Origin of the sequence: Bradyrhizobium sp. STM 3566 (assembly GCF_045571445.1) — a bacterium.
Classification (GTDB): Bacteria; Pseudomonadota; Alphaproteobacteria; order Rhizobiales; family Xanthobacteraceae; genus Bradyrhizobium; species Bradyrhizobium vignae.
Genome location: NZ_CP120692.1, coordinates 737,114 through 753,830, shown reverse-complemented (window position 1 = coordinate 753,830; position 16,717 = coordinate 737,114). Strand labels below are relative to the sequence as shown.

Annotated in this window: 14 protein-coding genes; 7 read left to right on the top strand and 7 right to left on the bottom strand. The window is 64.6% G+C overall.

Going from position 1 to position 16,717, the window contains the following annotated elements:
• Positions 1-132: 132 nt before the first annotated feature.
• Both P6U27_RS03520 and P6U27_RS03515 read left to right on the top strand, forming a co-directional pair.
• Positions 133-534, top strand: a complete 402-nt coding sequence (locus tag P6U27_RS03520; RefSeq protein ID WP_007597752.1) for a PTS sugar transporter subunit IIA — start codon at positions 133-135, stop codon at positions 532-534.
• Entirely contained in the window at positions 531-848 is a 318-nt protein-coding gene (locus tag P6U27_RS03515) for an HPr family phosphocarrier protein (protein WP_122400667.1), read from the top strand. Before P6U27_RS03520 ends, P6U27_RS03515 begins: the two co-directional genes overlap by 4 nt.
• Positions 849-965: 117 nt before the next feature.
• On the opposite strand, the gene P6U27_RS03510 is transcribed toward P6U27_RS03515, so the two are convergent.
• Positions 966-2,591: a glycosyltransferase family 39 protein gene (locus P6U27_RS03510; RefSeq protein WP_129143438.1), complete on the bottom strand. Its 1,626-nt coding sequence runs from the start codon at positions 2,589-2,591 to the stop codon at positions 966-968.
• A gap of 114 nt (positions 2,592-2,705) precedes the next feature.
• Between P6U27_RS03510 and lepA the strand changes: the two genes are divergently transcribed.
• On the top strand, positions 2,706-4,517 hold the full coding sequence (lepA, locus tag P6U27_RS03505) for a translation elongation factor 4 (protein WP_122400665.1): 1,812 nt from the start codon (positions 2,706-2,708) through the stop codon (positions 4,515-4,517).
• A 444-nt stretch (positions 4,518-4,961) separates the two neighbouring features.
• Here the strand turns inward: lepA and P6U27_RS03500 are convergent, their stop codons facing one another.
• The 4 genes from P6U27_RS03500 to P6U27_RS03485 form a co-directional block, all read right to left on the bottom strand.
• Positions 4,962-5,378, bottom strand: a complete 417-nt coding sequence (locus P6U27_RS03500; RefSeq protein WP_122400664.1) for an SRPBCC family protein — start codon at positions 5,376-5,378, stop codon at positions 4,962-4,964.
• Between the two features lie 318 nt (positions 5,379-5,696).
• Complete coding sequence (locus tag P6U27_RS03495) at positions 5,697-6,215, bottom strand: hypothetical protein (protein WP_407193682.1); 519 nt, start codon at positions 6,213-6,215, stop codon at positions 5,697-5,699.
• A gap of 6 nt (positions 6,216-6,221) precedes the next feature.
• Positions 6,222-6,467 (bottom strand): tetratricopeptide repeat protein, encoded by a 246-nt coding sequence (locus P6U27_RS03490; RefSeq protein WP_244607853.1) that lies wholly within the window; start codon positions 6,465-6,467, stop codon positions 6,222-6,224.
• Between the two features lie 1,645 nt (positions 6,468-8,112).
• Positions 8,113-10,278, bottom strand: a complete 2,166-nt coding sequence (locus tag P6U27_RS03485) for an EAL domain-containing protein (protein ID WP_129143437.1) — start codon at positions 10,276-10,278, stop codon at positions 8,113-8,115.
• A 451-nt stretch (positions 10,279-10,729) separates the two neighbouring features.
• Here P6U27_RS03485 and mepA point away from each other — a divergent pair, with 451 nt between their 5' ends.
• The 4 genes from mepA to modC all read left to right on the top strand — a co-directional run bounded on the left by mepA (position 10,730) and on the right by modC (position 14,238).
• Positions 10,730-11,674: a penicillin-insensitive murein endopeptidase gene (mepA, locus tag P6U27_RS03480; protein ID WP_129143436.1), complete on the top strand. Its 945-nt coding sequence runs from the start codon at positions 10,730-10,732 to the stop codon at positions 11,672-11,674.
• A gap of 404 nt (positions 11,675-12,078) precedes the next feature.
• Entirely contained in the window at positions 12,079-12,864 is a 786-nt protein-coding gene (gene modA / locus P6U27_RS03475; protein WP_122400659.1) for a molybdate ABC transporter substrate-binding protein, read from the top strand.
• 13 nt (positions 12,865-12,877) lie between these two features.
• Positions 12,878-13,573: a molybdate ABC transporter permease subunit gene (gene modB, locus P6U27_RS03470; protein ID WP_122400658.1), complete on the top strand. Its 696-nt coding sequence runs from the start codon at positions 12,878-12,880 to the stop codon at positions 13,571-13,573.
• Positions 13,574-13,575: 2 nt separating this feature from the next.
• Positions 13,576-14,238, top strand: coding sequence for a molybdenum ABC transporter ATP-binding protein (gene modC, locus P6U27_RS03465; protein WP_129143435.1), 663 nt, complete (start codon positions 13,576-13,578; stop codon positions 14,236-14,238).
• A gap of 48 nt (positions 14,239-14,286) precedes the next feature.
• Here modC and P6U27_RS03460 read toward each other — a convergent pair whose 3' ends face one another.
• Together P6U27_RS03460 and P6U27_RS03455 are read right to left on the bottom strand one after the other, a co-directional pair.
• Positions 14,287-14,547, bottom strand: a complete 261-nt coding sequence (locus tag P6U27_RS03460) for a PepSY domain-containing protein (RefSeq protein WP_122400656.1) — start codon at positions 14,545-14,547, stop codon at positions 14,287-14,289.
• Between the two features lie 224 nt (positions 14,548-14,771).
• Entirely contained in the window at positions 14,772-16,565 is a 1,794-nt protein-coding gene (locus P6U27_RS03455) for a potassium/proton antiporter (RefSeq protein ID WP_129143434.1), read from the bottom strand.
• Between the last annotated feature and the right edge of the window lie 152 nt (positions 16,566-16,717).

Genomic DNA, 16,717 nt, shown 5'->3' with positions numbered 1-16,717 from the left:
CCGGTGCAGCTCCCCTTATCCATCCGTCTATATTCAGGGAGATACGCAACATCCCCTCTTGCGCGGGGGCTCTGGATGGTCAAAGTGGCGCGTTCGTGCGGTGCACCAAAAGCGCCCGCGAGGAGTTTTCCGATGATTGGTCTAGTACTTGTGACCCACGGGCGCCTTGCCGACGAATTCAAGGCAGCGCTTGAACATGTCATGGGCCCACAAAAGCAAATCGAAGCGATCACGATCGGCGCCGAGGATGATTCCGATCTCTGCCGAAGCGACATCATCGAGGCGGTTAACCGCGTCGATTCCGGCGACGGCGTTGCGATCCTCACCGACATGTTCGGCGGCACACCGTCGAACCTCGCAATATCCTGCATGAGCCGGCCCAAGGTCGAAGTGCTCGCGGGCATCAACCTGCCCATGCTGGTGAAGCTCGCCAAGGTGCGCGAGGAACGTCCGCTGCCGGACGCGATCGCGATGGCCCAGGAAGCGGGCCGCAAATACGTCACCATCGCCAGCCGCGTGCTCGCCGGCAAATGAGCGACGAGGCGCCACAAGCGGGGACGGGCGCGCCCGCGGGCGCGATCTCCAAGGAGCTTCTGATCATCAACAAGCGCGGCCTGCATGCGCGCGCCTCGGCGAAGTTCGTCCAGGCGGTCGAGCGCTTCAACGCGCAGGTGTGGGTGACGCGCGGCGGCGAGACCGTCGGCGGCACCTCGATCATGGGCCTGATGATGCTGGCCGCTGGTCCTGGCACGACGATCACGGTGTCGGCGGCGGGTACTGACGCCGAAGCCGCGCTCGCGGCGATCACCGAGCTCGTCGAGAGCAAGTTCAACGAGGAAGGGGTTTAGGACCCCAACGTCATTCCGGGATGGTGCGACAGCACCAGACCTCAGGTGCGCAATTGCGCACCGGGGAATCGCGAGCTTCCGGGTTCACGCTTGGCGTGCCCCGGAACGACGACAGCCTCACTTCCCCGGTGGCGCGATGTAAATGTTCCAGCTCATCGACGGGCCGGCCTTGCCGTGGGTGAAGCGGCGCGTCGACATCACCATGCGCTCGGCGTTCGGCGCGGTCTCGGATACCCATTTCTCGAACTTGGGCAGGCGTTCGTCGGTCGGATCGAACACGCCGATGAATCCATACGTCCTGACGTCGTCGAGTGACGTCAGACCCGAACTCCACGGCTCGTTCGGCGTGAACGCGGACGGATGATCCGGGCTGTAGAACACCATCGGCTGGATCGACTCCATGGTGCCGGCGACGACGGCCCAGCGCGAGGCAAAGCGCATGTGCCACTCCTGCGTCAGTTTGCGCGCCAGCTCGGAGCGCGCGCCATAGGTCGCGGTGTTGCCGGCATTGGCCGCCATCTCGCGCGCGGCGATCCAGGGCGAGGCGGCAAGCGTCGCGACGCTGAGCACGAGCCAGATCGCGGCGATGTTGAACAGCACCGCGCTCTGCACCCGCAGCGCGGGAATCGCGACCAGCGCCAGCGGCACCAGGAAGAACAGCGAGATGCCCCAATCGGTCTTCAAGTAGATGCTGAAGGCGAGCGCGCCGAGCGGCGGGCCGACCGCGACGATGACCTGGACAATCCAGACGTTCAGCGCCTGCGAGAGATCGACGCCTGCATTGGCGCCGCGCGCCCAGGCGCGCGTGACGATGCGCGTGGGCGCGCGCAGCAGCAATTTGACCCAGGGCGGCACCAGCGCCATGGCCAGCGCCGCGAGCGCCACCGGCAATGCCAGCAGCGCGACGTTATGCAGAGCATAGCCGGCGACGAGCTGATGCACCTGGCTCTTGTCCTGAAGGCTGTAGGTGTCCCCGGCATAGATCAGCGGCACGAAATGCGCATCCGCCAGCCAGACGATGTGCGGGATCATCGCCACGACCATCGTCGCGATCGCGACCCATGGCGCCGGCGACGACAGGAAGCGCAGCCGGTCGGGATGGATCAGCGCGGCAAGGCCGATGGCGCCGATCATGGTCAGCACCCAATATTTGGTCATCAGCGCCAGCGCGCCGGCAAGGCCAAGGAAGACTCCGGATTGCCAGCTCCGTTTCTCGAACGCATTGAGATAAGCGAGCACCAGGAGCGGCAACGTGACGAGCTGGAGCAGGTCCGGATTGTACTTGAAACCCTTGAAATTGAAGATCGGGTAGAGTGCGATCATCATGACGACCAGGAACGCGCGCCGCGCGTCCACCACGCGCAAGCTCACGAGCCAGCAGATCACCATGCCGCCGCTCACCGTCGCCATCGCCAGCGCATAGGTCGCCCAATCCGCCGCCGGGAACGCCTTGAACCAAAGGCCGGCGACCCAGCCCGACAGCGGCGGGTGCTTGCCGTAGCCCCACAGGAATTTCTGGCCCCAGCCCCAGGCTTCTGCGACGTCCATGTGAACGTCCTGCGCCGCCTTGAGATTGATCAGGATGAAGGTCCAGAGCACCGCATGCAGGATGGCGAGCTGGATCACCAGCCACAGACGGGCCTCGGGACGGATCGCGCAGGCAACCAGCCAGGCGCGGAAGCGGTTGTAACCCAGGCGGGTCTTCGCCCGCGCTCCGGCAGTGGGAAGAGAGGTCGTGGACATGGGCCGCTTGCTAGCGCGTTTTGGGCGTCCGTGGAATCAGCTTGGCGTGAAGAAAGGCCCTGAAAATACAGCAATATGGTTGCCGCACGGGGATGTGAGTGGTATCCCGCGCCCATGACGACCGTCCCCATTTCCAACATCCGCAACTTCTCCATCGTCGCCCATATCGACCATGGCAAATCGACGCTGGCCGACCGCCTGATCCAGATGACCGGCGGTCTCTCCGACCGCGAGATGGCGGGCAAGGAGCAGGTGCTCGATTCCATGGACATCGAGCGCGAGCGCGGCATCACCATCAAGGCGCAGACGGTGCGCCTGCAGTACCGCGCCAAGGACGGCAAGGATTACATCTTCAACCTGATGGATACGCCCGGCCATGTCGACTTCGCCTACGAGGTCTCGCGGTCGCTGGCGGCCTGCGAGGGTTCCCTGCTCGTCGTCGACGCCAGCCAGGGCGTCGAGGCGCAGACGCTCGCCAACGTCTACCAGGCGCTGGACAACAATCACGAGATCGTCCCGGTCCTGAACAAGGTCGACCTCCCCGCGGCCGAGCCCGAGAAGGTCAAGCAGCAGATCGAGGACGTCATCGGCATCGATGCCTCCGACGCGGTGATGATCTCGGCCAAGACCGGCCTCGGCGTTCCCGACGTGCTTGAAGCCATCGTCACCCGTCTGCCGCCGCCGAAGGGCGACCGCGACGCGACGCTCAAGGCGCTCCTGGTCGACAGCTGGTACGATGTCTATCTCGGCGTCGTCGTGCTGGTGCGCATCGTCGACGGCACGATGAGGAAGGGCCAGCGCGTGCGCATGATGGGCACCGGCGCGGCCTACGATGTCGAGCGCGTCGGCTTCTTCACGCCGAAGATGCAGCAGGTCGACGAACTCGGTCCCGGCGAGATCGGCTTCATCACCGCCGCGATCAAGGAAGTCGCCGACACCCGCGTCGGCGACACCATCACCGACGACAGGAAGCCGGTCGCCGAGATGCTGCCCGGCTTCAAGCCGGCGATCCCCGTGGTGTTCTGCGGCCTATTCCCGGTCGATGCGGATGACTTCGAGACACTGCGCGCGGCGATGGGCAAGCTGCGCCTCAACGACGCCAGCTTCTCCTTCGAGATGGAGACGTCAGCCGCGCTCGGCTTCGGCTTCCGCTGCGGCTTCCTCGGCTTGCTTCACCTCGAAATCATCCAGGAGCGGCTATCGCGCGAATTCGATCTCAACCTGATCGCGACCGCGCCGAGCGTCATCTACAAGATGAAGCTCACCGACGGCCAGGAGATCGAGATCCACAATCCCGTCGACATGCCCGACGTGGTCAAGATCGCCGAGATCGACGAGCCCTGGATCGAGGCGACGATCCTCACGCCCGACGAATATCTCGGCAGCGTGCTGAAGCTGTGCCAGGACCGCCGCGGCTCGCAGAAGGAGCTCACTTACGTCGGCTCCCGCGCCATGGTGAAATACGACCTGCCGCTCAACGAGGTCGTGTTCGATTTCTACGACCGCCTGAAATCGGTCTCCAAAGGCTACGCCTCGTTCGACTATCACCTGACCGACTACAAGCCGGCCGATCTCGTCAAGATGCAGATCCTGGTCAATGCCGAGCCGGTCGATGCGCTCTCGATGCTGGTCCACCGCACCCGCGCGGAAGGGCGCGGCCGCGCCATGGTCGAGAAGATGAAGGAGCTGATCCCGCCGCACATGTTCCAGATCCCGATCCAGGCGGCGATCGGCGGCAAGGTGATCGCCCGCGAGACGGTCCGCGCGCTGCGCAAGGACGTCACCGCAAAGTGCTACGGCGGCGACATCACGCGCAAACGAAAACTTCTGGAGAAGCAGAAGGAAGGCAAGAAGAAGATGCGGCAGTTCGGCAAGGTCGACATCCCGCAGGAAGCCTTCATCGCCGCGCTGAAGGTGGATAGCTGAGGCAACGGCCGGCCGCTTTGGACACCGACGAGGTCGGTCCGTCATCGGGGGCCCGCAAACAAAAACCGCGAAAACAACCCCATGCACAGTAGCCGACTCCTTGGTGGCATTGCATTTTTTGATTTTACGAAATCGATTTGACCCGTCGGGCAAAACAGGGGTATGGTGGCATCGTCGCAGCCCGTGTGAGACAGGCACGCAGCATCTGATCTCGACATCCAGGCACGACAACAGGTGGCGGCTTACGGGCCTCAATCCAGTGCGTAGGATGTATTGAGCTCTTGCGAAACCCATCGCCAAGGCGAGTGCAGCTCGATCCGACATGCGAGGGTGAGGCTTGATGCGTTTTGCTTCCGCCTTCGCTCTTCGAGCTACGGCGGACAAGTCGCTCGACCCACCGCCGCGACTTAATGGTTGCTACGAGCTGCTACGCCCTCCGCACGCCTACGACGGCTTCTGCTTCGCCTCGACGTACCGTGCAAAATTGTCGAGGATCGCCTGCCAGCCACCTTTCTGCTGCTCGACCGAGTGCATCGTTTCGGCATCGAAGACGACGCGGACGACGACCCCGTTCGGGCCGGGCACGAACTCGACTTCGGCCTTGCGATCGCCGAACGCATATTCGATCAGTTTGTGTTCGACGATCGTCGTGTAGGTGCCGGCGAAGTCGAAGCCCATGCTGCCGTCTTTGGCCTCCATCCGAGACGAGAAAGTGCCGCCTTCCCGCAGGTCGACCGTCGCCTTGGTCGTGTGCCAGTCGTCGGACGCAGCATTCCACTTCACGATGTCGGCAGGCGTCGTATAGGCACGCCAGACCCGATCGATGGGGGCGGCTACGCTGGTTTCGACGGTGATCCTCATGGGCATTTGCTCCAGTTCCGACTTTGACAGCTCGAATCGACGAAATCACGTCGCATGAGTCGGGTCCATCTCACGGCTCATCCGGACGTCCACCCAAGGACGATCGAGACCGGCCCAAGCCGACATGGTTCGGCCGTCAGCGCGCAAAAAAGTTGGAAAAGTGTGGCCAGCATGTCTTTTGGCTCGTCCAGCGGGAACGGTCGGTGGCTCGTCCAGCGGGAACGATCGGCCCTTGGCGGATCGGCCTCCAGGACGTCATTTCCGCGTGGGACACTGAGCTTTGAGCCTATCGGGACGCGCCGCGCGTCCCCGGCAAAGCTATCGACGGGGCGCCGAAAGCTCGTAGTTTACGCAATCCATCTTGATATCGTAGGGCCCCTGATAGATGCCGTCGCTCACCCACCGATGGACCTTGCGGTAGGTGGTGATTTGCTCGGAACGCGGTTGCCTTCCAGCCGGACGGTGAACATCCGAGATCGTCTGTGACGATTTTTCGATCAGGGTCAGCTTCTCGTCGGGATGATCGTCGCGCGCGAACACCATCTTCGGGACAAGCCCCGAATTGTTATCGGCTGCGCGAAAGCTCGAGCTCAAGAGCTGACCGTTGACCGAACCGAGCAGCGATCCGCGGACCCAGGCCTTCGGCAACATGATGAGCGAGGAGCGATTGAAGATGATGACCGGCTCATCGCCGCTGGGCAGCACGCCCCGACACCCGTAACGCCACTCGCTGGCGACACAAGGCGAGGCAATCGCCGCGAAGGCAAATGCGATCAGGCCGGTGAGAAGGGAGCGAACCGGGCGATTTTCGGCGGCGGCGGGGATCAAGTCGCGCATGGGACGTCAGATCGGTCTTGTCTTCTCTCGGATGGCCATCGACCGTTTCAGGACCTGCTGGGCATCGGCATAGCGGCCCTGATCCTTGTAGAGACCGGCGAGGTTGTCCAGGACGCCGGCGAGATCCGGATGGTTGGGGCCGAGGGTTTTCTCGCATGTGGCCACCGAGCGCTTGAACAGCCGCTCGGCCTCGGCGTTACGCCCCTGACGCGCATAGAGCGCCGCCAGAAGCAAGCGCTGTGACTGCAACACGGATCGATGCTTTCACGGCCTTCATCGCGCCTTCCTTCGTCGCTGATATCACGGACCTACGCGCCGTTGGTGCAGGCGGAAGCCGAACAGGTTCAATTCAGGCACGACGATGACGGACCAATCCACCATCCGGTCGCCATGTCCCGGCCAGGAGGACGAGCGCGCCCGCAAGATGGATTGAGCCCTTCGCGAAACCGCTTCGCCCTAGCGGGCGGGACGCAGGTTCGCGTTCTTGCCCGTTCCAATTCGTAAGAATGAAGTTTGATGGGTTTCGCTTCGCTCCGCCAATCCCACCGGCTGGATTGCGCCCGTTGTGCTCGAAGCGCGATTTAAAGCGTAACGAAAATCAAAACGCGCTTCGAAAGGTGAAAATTAGTTTTATGTCATAATCGTAATGACTCCGACGCAAAAAATGAAAATACTGTGCAATCAACAAGAATAATCGACGAGAATAACGGGAGGAGTAGATGGATACTGCGGGTCGCCTGCGCGCGATGGCAGTGTTGTGCCGCCAGACAGCCGCGCGTCATCCTGATCGAAGTTGGAAACTGCTCGCCGAAGCTGAATATTGGGAGCATTTGGCCAGGGATGCGCCGTTCGAGGATTTCGAACGTTGCTCGGTTGGCTCGCCGCCCGATCGAGAGCCCGACATCACGAAACCGGCCGCGGCTCTCACGGGGTGAGTGCGGAATAAAATGATTTGTTAGCTTCCGTGTGTCTAAGCTGAAGAGTGCCGCCCGCCGCCGTGCGGCACATTGGAATGGGAATGCCGGCCCCGGCTGTTACCCCCATCCTGCGGCTGGGGCCGTTTTGAACTTTCGCAGCATCGTTCAAACCCGGTCCACAACCATGCTTAGAGGCATCGCTATAGCGCTATTCGGAATGGGCATCTTTTCTCAGCTCGATCGAGCGCTCTTCTATGGTCGCAATACCGAGGCTGCGCTCAGTCTTATGCGCGACATCGGCCGAGGCTTCGGGCTGTAGAGCCACGTCCGCGCGCCTCCTCGATCAGGCAGCGCCCTACCCGGCGGCTACTTCTTCAACAGTAGTCCCTTCGTTCGTGCCATTCGCCTGACTGATCCGGCGTGGCGACCCAGTTCCGCGGCTATCTTCGATACTCCAACGCCCCGCCGGGCCAGCGCGACCAGCCGCCGAATCTCCTGCTCGGCCCATTGCTTTGGCTTCGGTGTCTTCATGGTGCGGCCCCACGACCTGCACAATTTAACGACTGCGGCCGGGGGTCGGCACTTGGGAAATTTACGGGTGGTGCACCCGGGTCGATATCCGACCGGCCCCCAAAGCGGAGATAGACCGAACTGTCGGCTTCCGATGGCGAGCGGCTTACCTGCACCGACATGGGCTCACCCGTCTGCGCATTCATGTCCAAACTACAACGGCCGGAGCTCAGGAGCCACACCGCGATCGATTGCGGCGAGCGATATCAGCAGGGCGCTCATCAGGCCCAGCCCTGCGAAAGTGAGCAGCGTCTGCGATGCCAGGCTGTTCCAGCATGCTGAGCAGTGCATGAGCCGCGAAGGACAGCAAGACACTGGCGCAATCGCGCAGCAGATCCAACCGCGCGACACGCATTACGAGACGTGGGGAAGGTGATTTTGGCGGGAGGCAACAAGCGGCCAGCGCCGACTCACGCCACCAGCGCAGCGTCCTCGTCGCCATCGATGCCGCGCTGTGCGGCGAGCAGGCTGATGATCTCGGCATTCGGCCGGGCCTTGCTGAACAGAAAGCCCTGCCCCTCATGGCAGCCTTCGGCGCGGAGACAGCTCAGCTCGGCTTCGGTCTCGACGCCTTCGGCGGTGATGGTGACGCCAAGGCCCTTGCCGAGGCTGACGATGGAGCGGATGATCGCCTGGGCTTCGCGGTTGGCCGCCAAATCGCGCACGAACGACTGGTCGATCTTGATCTTGTCGAAGGGAAAGCTGCGTAGGTAGCTGAGGCTGGAATAGCCGGTGCCGAAATCGTCCATAGAGATGCGCACCCCCAGTGCGCGCAGCGCGTGCAGCGTCGCCAGCACCTGCGCGCTCTTCTCCAGGAGCAGCGTCTCGGTGATCTCGAGCTCGAGCCGGCGCGGCGGCAGGCCGGAATGTTTCAGCGCGTCCGTCACCATCGAGAGCAGATTGCCGCTGCGGAACTGCAGCGGCGACAGGTTGACGGCGACGCGGACGTCGTCGGGCCAGGCCGCGGCATCGAGGCAGGCCCGGCGCAGCATCAGCCCGCCGAGCGGATTGATCAGGCCGGTGTCCTCGGCGACCGGGATGAACTCGGCCGGCGAGACCATGCCGCGCTCGGCATGCGGCCAGCGCACCAGCGCCTCGAAGCCGGTGATGCGGCCGCTCTGGAGGTCGATCAGCGGCTGGTAATAGGGACGCAGCACGTCGTTCTGGATCGCATCGCGCAGCTCGACCTCGATCTTGCGGCGGCTCTGCGCCTTCGCATCGAGCGCGGCCTCGAAGAAGGCGAAGGTGCCACGCGCATCCGCTTTCGCGCGCGACAGCGCCATGTCGGCGCTCTTGAGCAGCTTCTCGGGATCATCGCCATCGCCCGGCGCCATCGCGATGCCGATCGAGGCGCCGATCACCACGGAATGGCCGTCGAGCAGATAGGGATCGGCAATGGCCTCCAGCAGGCGTTTTGCGAGACCCACCGCGTCTTCCGGCCGCGCCAATCCGCTCTGCAGAACCGCGAACTCGTCGGAGTTAAGGCGCGCCAGCGCGTCCTCCTCGCGCAAGGTCGAGCGCAGCCGCTTGGCGACGCCGCGCAGGAGCTTGTCGCCGACCCCATGCCCCAGCGTGTCGTTGACCGCCTTGAAATTGTCGAGCCCGAGGATCAGCAGCGCGACCTTCTCGGCGCTGCGCCGCGTGTGCAGCAGCATCTCGTCCATCTGCTGCCGCAGCAGGCTGCGATTGGGCAGGCCGGTCAGCCCGTCATGCTGGGCCATGAAGGCGAGCCGCGCCTCGGCGCGCTTGCGCTCGGTGATGTCCATCAGCGCGAGCAGCACTGCCGGCCGCTCGGCATAGATCAATTCGCGGGAATAGATCGCAAGATCGATCAGCGCGCCGTCGGCCTTGACGTGCTTCCAGGTACGGCCGGCCTGCTCCTCGCCGGTCGGATCGGTGGTCCAGGGCGGCTCGCTGTCGAACGCCTGCAAGGAGCGGATCTTCAGTCGCTCGAACTCGGCCCGGCTATAGCCGTAATGCGCGATTGCGGCCTCGTTGACACCGATGATGCGCTCGTCGTCCAGCGCGCAGATGATCATGGGCACGGGATTGCCGTCGAACAGCAGGCGGAACGAGGCCTCGCGCTGCTTCAATTCGGTGATGTCGACGCGCAGGCCGACGACGCCGCCGTCATCGGTCAAGCGCTCGTCGATCAGGATGACGCGGCCGTCCGACAGCTTCTGCTCGTGGCGCGCGCCGGGCTGATAGAGCTTTTGCAGCCGGTCGGCGATCCACGCGTCCTCGTTGCCGATGGCGTCGGGATAGTCGCCGCGGGCAACGCCGATGCGCAGCGTGTCTTCGAGGCGCGCGCCCTCCTTGAACAGATCGGCGGTCTTGCTGTAGATCTCGGCGTATTTCTTGTTCCAGAGGACGTAGCGGCCTTCGGCATCGAGAAACACAATGCCCTGCGGCAGAATGTCGATGGCCTGACGCAGGCGCTCATGGGATTTGCGCGCTTCGGCGATCGCGGCTTCCGCCTCGGCACGGCTGCGCAGGACTTGGTCGCGTTCGGAAAGGGCACGCGGCGCGCGCGCGAAGCGCGGCTTGCGCGCCTTTTCGCCGGCGCGGGCAAGCACGCTTTGCTTTCGCTTCTTCGTTGTTCGAGACCCCAAACTCAACGTCACTCATCCCAGTCGCGCCCAGCGGCCGCAAGTGTTGGGGCAAGTGTCTGAAAAAAAAGTAATCTTGACCGGCCGCCGTCAGCCCGCGGCGGAGCTTGCTGCCTGTTTGCGCGGCGCGGCCGCGGCGGCAGGCACCGTCAGACTGAGTCCTGCACAGCAATCGATGATCAATCTGGCACAAAATTGCGCGGGCGCTTGAATCAGTTCCGAAATCGCGCGTGATTGCATGCGAGCTGCAGATTTTCCTCACGCCGCGCACGAATTTTGGTCAATGCAGGATAGGGTTATTGCACCGTTAAGAAACCGCGAGCTCGAGACGCGATTTGGGCGAGCTGCGATGAGCCGATAGCCGGCTCACGGCCTCATTCTTAACCCTGATGCAGCATTGGGCTATAAGGACGCCAGCATGAGTCGCCGCTGCATCACCCTCCTCCTGCTCTCGCTCGCCTGCCTGAGCGCCGGCGACGCGCCGGCCCAGGACAAGGGCAGCATCAACCCGAAGCCGCTGCCGCCGCTCGCCAACCCGAACGATCCCGATCTCGCCGCCAAGGAGCTGTTCGCGCGAAAGCTGCTGCCCTCGAAAGGGCCGGCCCATGTCATCGGCTCCTACACCAAGGGCTGCATCGGCGGCGCGGAGCAGATTCCGATCAACGGCGAGTATTGGCAGGTGATGCGGCTGTCGCGCAACCGCAGCTACGGTCACCCCGACATGATCGCGCTGATCAAGCGGCTCGCCGCGAAAGCCCACAAGGACGCGGGCTGGCCCGGCATCCTGGTCGGCGACATCGCCCAGCCGCGCGGCGGGCCGGCGCTGTCAGGCCATTCCAGCCACCAGATCGGTCTCGACGCCGACATCTGGCTGACGCCGATGCCGGACCGCCGGCTCTCGCGCGAGGAGCGCGAGGACATGTCGGCGGTGATGATGGTGCGCCCGGACCGGCTCGATGTCGACCCCAGGGTGTTCACGCCAGGTCACGTGCTGGTGCTGCGCGATGCGGCGCAGGAGCCCGCCGTGCAGCGCATCTTCGTCAACGCCGCAATCAAGAAGGCGTTGTGCCGCGAGGCCAAGGGCGATCGCGCGTGGCTGTCGAAGATCCGCCCCTGGTGGGGCCACGACTACCACTTCCACATCCGCATGCGCTGCCCGGCGGGCGCCGGCGAATGCGAGGGCCAGCCGTCACAGGCCGAGGACGAAGGCTGCAAGCCCGCCGATCTCGCCTATTGGTTCTCCGATGCGGTGCTGCATCCCAAGCCGCCGCCGGAGCCGCCAAAGCCGAAGCCGCCGATGACGCTGGCGCAAATGCCGGCCGCCTGCAAGGCGGTGCTGCACGCGGCGGATGCGCAGCCGTAAACGACGCTAGCGCAATGCCGTCGTCCCGGACAAGCGCGCGCCGATCCGAGCCCCGTAATCACAGCGGGCGATGTGGCGCGGCAAGCCACACCGAGTCCCCGTAACCACACCTGCCTGTGACTATGGATCTCGGATCGGCGCTCCGCTCTGGACAACGCTACGCATTGTCCAGCGCTACGCTTGTCCGGGACGACAGCGGTGATTTAGGCGCACTTGTCCTGGGATGACGAACCAGGTTTGACCTAGCGGCGCGGCCTGCTATCTTCGCTACTGCGATATCCCCGCCGGCCGTAAGCCGTCGCAAGGGACCGTGGAACAGCGCTTCCGCCCGTCGCATCTGACCCATTCGACGCCAGATTTGCGCGTGCTGCCTTGCGCGCGCGAGCTCGCACGGAGCGCATCCCATGTTTCGTCTATCAGGACTTTTCACTGCCTTCGTCATCCTCGCCGGCGCGGCCCTCTCGCCGGCCGCGGCCGAGGACAAGACCATCACCGTGTTCGCCGCCGCCTCGATGAAGAACGCGCTGGACGAGATCGACGCCGCCTACACCGCCAGAACCGGCGTCAAGTTCATCGTCAGCTATGCCGCAAGCTCGGTGCTCGCCAAGCAGATCGAGCAGGGCGCGCCGGCCGACGTGTTCGTCTCGGCCGACACCGACTGGATGGACTACGCGATCTCCAGGAAGACCATCAACGAGCCTTCCAGAGTCAACCTGCTCGGCAACAGCATCGTGCTGATCGCGCCGAAGGATTCCAGGATCGACGACGTGACGATCGCGCAAGGCTTCGATCTCGCCAAGCTCGCCGGCGACGGCAAGATCGCGACCGGCGACGTCAAAGCTGTGCCGGTCGGCAAATATGCCAAGGCGGCGCTGGAAAAGCTCGGCGCCTGGCAGGCCGCGGAGCCGAAATTCGCGATGGCCGAGAGCGTGCGCGCGGCGCTGACGCTGGTCGCCCGCGGCGAGGCCGTACTCGGCATCGTCTATTCCACCGACGCCAAGATCGAGCCCGGCGTGAAGATCGTCGGCACCTTCCCGGCGGATTCACATCCCGCGATCATCTATCCGGTCGCTGCGACCACCACCGCCAAGCCGCAGACCAATGACTATCTCGCCTTCCTGCGCTCGACGGCGGCCAAGACCATTCTGGAAAAGTACGGCTTCAAGTTCCTGGTCACCCCGACGACGTGATATTTGCGGCTTGATGTCTGAGATTTCCCCCGCCGAATGGACGGCGATCCTGCTTTCGCTCAGGGTCGCCATCGTCGCAACGCTGGTCGCGACGCCATTCGGTATTGCGCTGGCATGGCTGCTCGCGCGACGTGACTTCTGGGGCAAGTCGATGCTCGACGCCGTCGTGCATCTGCCGCTGGTGCTGCCGCCTGTCGTCACCGGCTATCTCCTGCTTCTCACCTTCGGCCGCCGCGGCCTCGTCGGCGGCTTTCTCGCCGACCATCTCGGCATCGTCTTCGCATTCCGCTGGACTGGCGCGGCGCTCGCCTGCGGCGTGATGTCGTTTCCGCTGCTGGTGCGCCCGATGCGGCTGTCGATCGAGGCGATCGACCGCCGGCTCGAGCAGGCCGCCGAGACGCTTGGCGCGGCGCCGTGGAAGGTGTTCTTCACGGTGACGCTGCCGCTGGCGCTGCCCGGCGTGCTCGCCGGCATGGTGCTGGGCTTTGCCAAGGCGATCGGCGAGTTCGGCGCGACGATCACCTTCGTCTCCAACATTCCCGGCGAGACCCAGACGATTTCCTCCGCGATCTATTCGCTGATCCAGACGCCGGACGGTGATGCCGCTGCGGGACGGCTGGTGATCGTCTCGATCGCGCTGGCGCTGGGCGCATTGATTGCCGCCGAATGGTTCGCCCGCCGCGCCACCGCGCGGCTGCACGGAAACTGACCATGCTGCGGGTCGACATCGAAAAGCAGCTTGGCGAATTCTCGCTGCATGCATCCTTCAGCAGCGAAGGCCGCGTCATCGGCCTGTTCGGCGCCTCGGGCGCCGGCAAGACGTCGCTGGTGAACATGATCGCCGGGCTGTTGCGGCCCGACCGCGGGACCATCGTGATCGACGGCGAGACCGTCGACGATACCGCGGCAGGCATCCATGTCCCGGCCTGGCGCCGTCGCATCGGCTATGTGTTCCAGGACGCGCGGCTGTTCCCGCATCTCGACGTCGCGCAGAACCTCGATTACGGACGGCGGATGAACCGCCTGCCGTCCGATCCTGTCCAGCACAGGCGCATCATCGACCTGCTCGACATCGGTGCCCTGCTCGGCCGCCGCCCCGGACGACTCTCCGGCGGCGAGCGCCAGCGCGTCGCGCTCGGACGCGCGCTGTTGTCGAAGCCGAGGCTGCTGCTGCTCGACGAGCCGCTCGGCGCGCTCGACGAGGGGCGCAAGCTCGAGATCCTGCCCTATCTGGTGCGGCTGCGGGATGAAGCCAACGTACCCATGGTCTATGTCAGCCACGACGCAGCCGAACTGCGCCAGCTCGCGACGCAGATCGTGACGCTGAAGCAGGGCCGCGTGACGAGTCTCGGTGGGGTGAAGGTGCTGATGTGAGGCACTTGCAGCCCGGATTGCGCGAAGCGCCATCCGGGCTACGAATAGCTACCAGCCGCGATCGACGTTGCGCACCTCGCCCGTCCTCGCATCGACATCGACTTCCATCCAGCGCCCGGCGCGATCGCGGCCTTCGATCTGCCATTCATCGCCGAGGAAGTTCGTGTGCGAGACCGTGGCGACGCCAAGATCACTGGCAACGTCGAGCGCGACTTGCATGGAAATCTGGTCGCCGGTGTCATAGGCCATCGCCGGCGCGGCCGATCCGAGGCCGATCGCGACGATGGCAGGCAGGATGAAACTTCGCATGGAACTCCTCCTGTCAAAGACGTTGCTCGGGCTGAGAACGGGCGGAACGGCGCAGCGTTCCGGCTATCAACTTGGCGGAACAGCGGAAACTTTCGGCGGTTGCGGCGATTTGGCTGCGGCTGCCTGGTGTTCCGTTCCCGCAAATTGCGACGCCACCTTTGAGCTCGCGCCGTGCCCATTTGATGGGCACGGCGCAAGGGCGCCTTTGCCTCCCTACGGCAGCGTCAGACCCCCGCGACCGAGGTCCACAGCTCCGCAAGTCTCTTGCGCAGCGCCTGCGCGCGCGTCAGCTGCGCGGGCGTCTCGTCTTCTTCGGGCAGACGGAGGCCGACGACGTTGACGCGGCCCCCGGAGATCGAGCGCGCGACAAGCACGATCTCGTCCAGCGCGAGCTCGGCACCCTCCTTCGGCGCGCGGTCGAGATGGACGTCGAAATAATCGGCGAGCGTGAGCTTGCCCTCGTCCTCGCTCACCTTCACGCCGTAGATCTCCGCGAGCTCGGCGAGGGTGTGCTCGCCGGAGACCATGAAGTCGCCGAGCAGATGCGGATCGGGCGCCGAGCTCGGCTGCATGTCGACGAAAAAGCGGTCGAGCGACTCGGCCTTTTCCGGCGGGGCCAGCAGGTAGATGTAGTCCCCGGGCGCGATCGGGTCGGCTTCGGTCGGCGTCAGGATGTTCTCGTTGCGGATGACGAGTGTCGGCTTGGACCAGGACGGGATCAGGCCGCGGCGGAAATACAGGCTCTTGGGCCGCACCGGATAGCCGACCAGTTGCTGTTCGAGCTGGCCGGGCAGATCCAGTTCGACGCGGCGCGGGCCGCGCTCGGCGCGCGGCAGTGCCACATGCAGCTTGCGCGCCGCGGGCGCCAGGGTCCAGCCTTGCAGCAAGAGCGAGATGATGACGACGACGAAGGCGACGTCGAAATAGAGATAGGCCTTGGACAGCCCGACCAGCATCGGGATCGAGGCCAGGAAGATCGCGACCGCGCCGCGCAAGCCGGTCCAGGCGATGAAGATCTTTTCGCGCCAGTTGAAGCGGAATGGCATAAGGCACGCAAACACCGCGAGGGGCCGCGCGATCAGCATCAGGACGAGCGCGACGGCGACCGCCGGCAATATGCTGGCGCCGAGCCGGCTCGGCGAGACCAGAAGGCCGAGCAGCACGAACATCACGATCTGCGCCAGCCAGGTCGCGGCATCGAGGAACGTCACCACCGAATTATGCGCGCGGGTCGGCCGGTTGCCGATGATGATGCCGGCGAGATAGACCGCGAGGAAGCCGGAGGCGTGCATGATCTGCGAGCCGCCGAAGATCACGAGCGCGCCCGTGGTCACGAACGGAGCGTGCAGGCCCTGCGGCAGCGCCACCTGGTTGAGGGCGATCACGACGAGGCGGCCGCCGATGACGCCGACGATGGCGCCCAGCGCCGCCTCCAGGAGGAACTCCATCAGCACATGCCCGGGCGAGCTCGAGCCGACCGAGATGTATTCCACCAGCATCAGCGTGAGGAAGATCGCGAACGGATCGTTGGTGCCGGATTCCGCCTCCAGCGTTGCGCCGACGCGCGGGCGCAGGCGCAGGCCCTGGGTATGCACCAGCAGGAACACGGCGGCCGCGTCGGTCGAGGCCACCACGGCACCGACCAGCAGCGACTCCGCCCAGTTGAGGTCGAGCGCGTATTTCGCGAACGGCGCCGTGACGACGGCGGTCAGCAGCACGCCGACGGTCGCGAGCACCACGGAGGGCGCGAGCACCGTGCGGATGCTGGCAAAGCGCGTGCGCAAGCCGCCGTCGAACAGGATCAAGGCGAGCGCGACGGAGCCGACCAGATAGGTGGTGCGGACGTCGTCGAACTGCAGATGCCCGGGGCCGGACTCGCCGGCGACCATGCCGATGGCAAGGAAGACGAGCAGCAGCGGCGCGCCGAAGCGCAGCGCAAGCAGGCTCGACAGGATACCGGCCATGACGAGGACGGCGCCGAGCAATATGGCGAGACTGACGGAGTCGAGGGAGGCCATCCACCTTCCGGGTACAAATCGCTGGAATTTCATCCTTATCGTCGGCAGACTCGCGCGCCAACCCATTTCCGCTCCTCGCGGCAATCTGTCGGCATTTTGCGGCCTTAACGCGCTTCACTTGGCGGTGTATCGATGGCCGGGCCGTGCCCTTT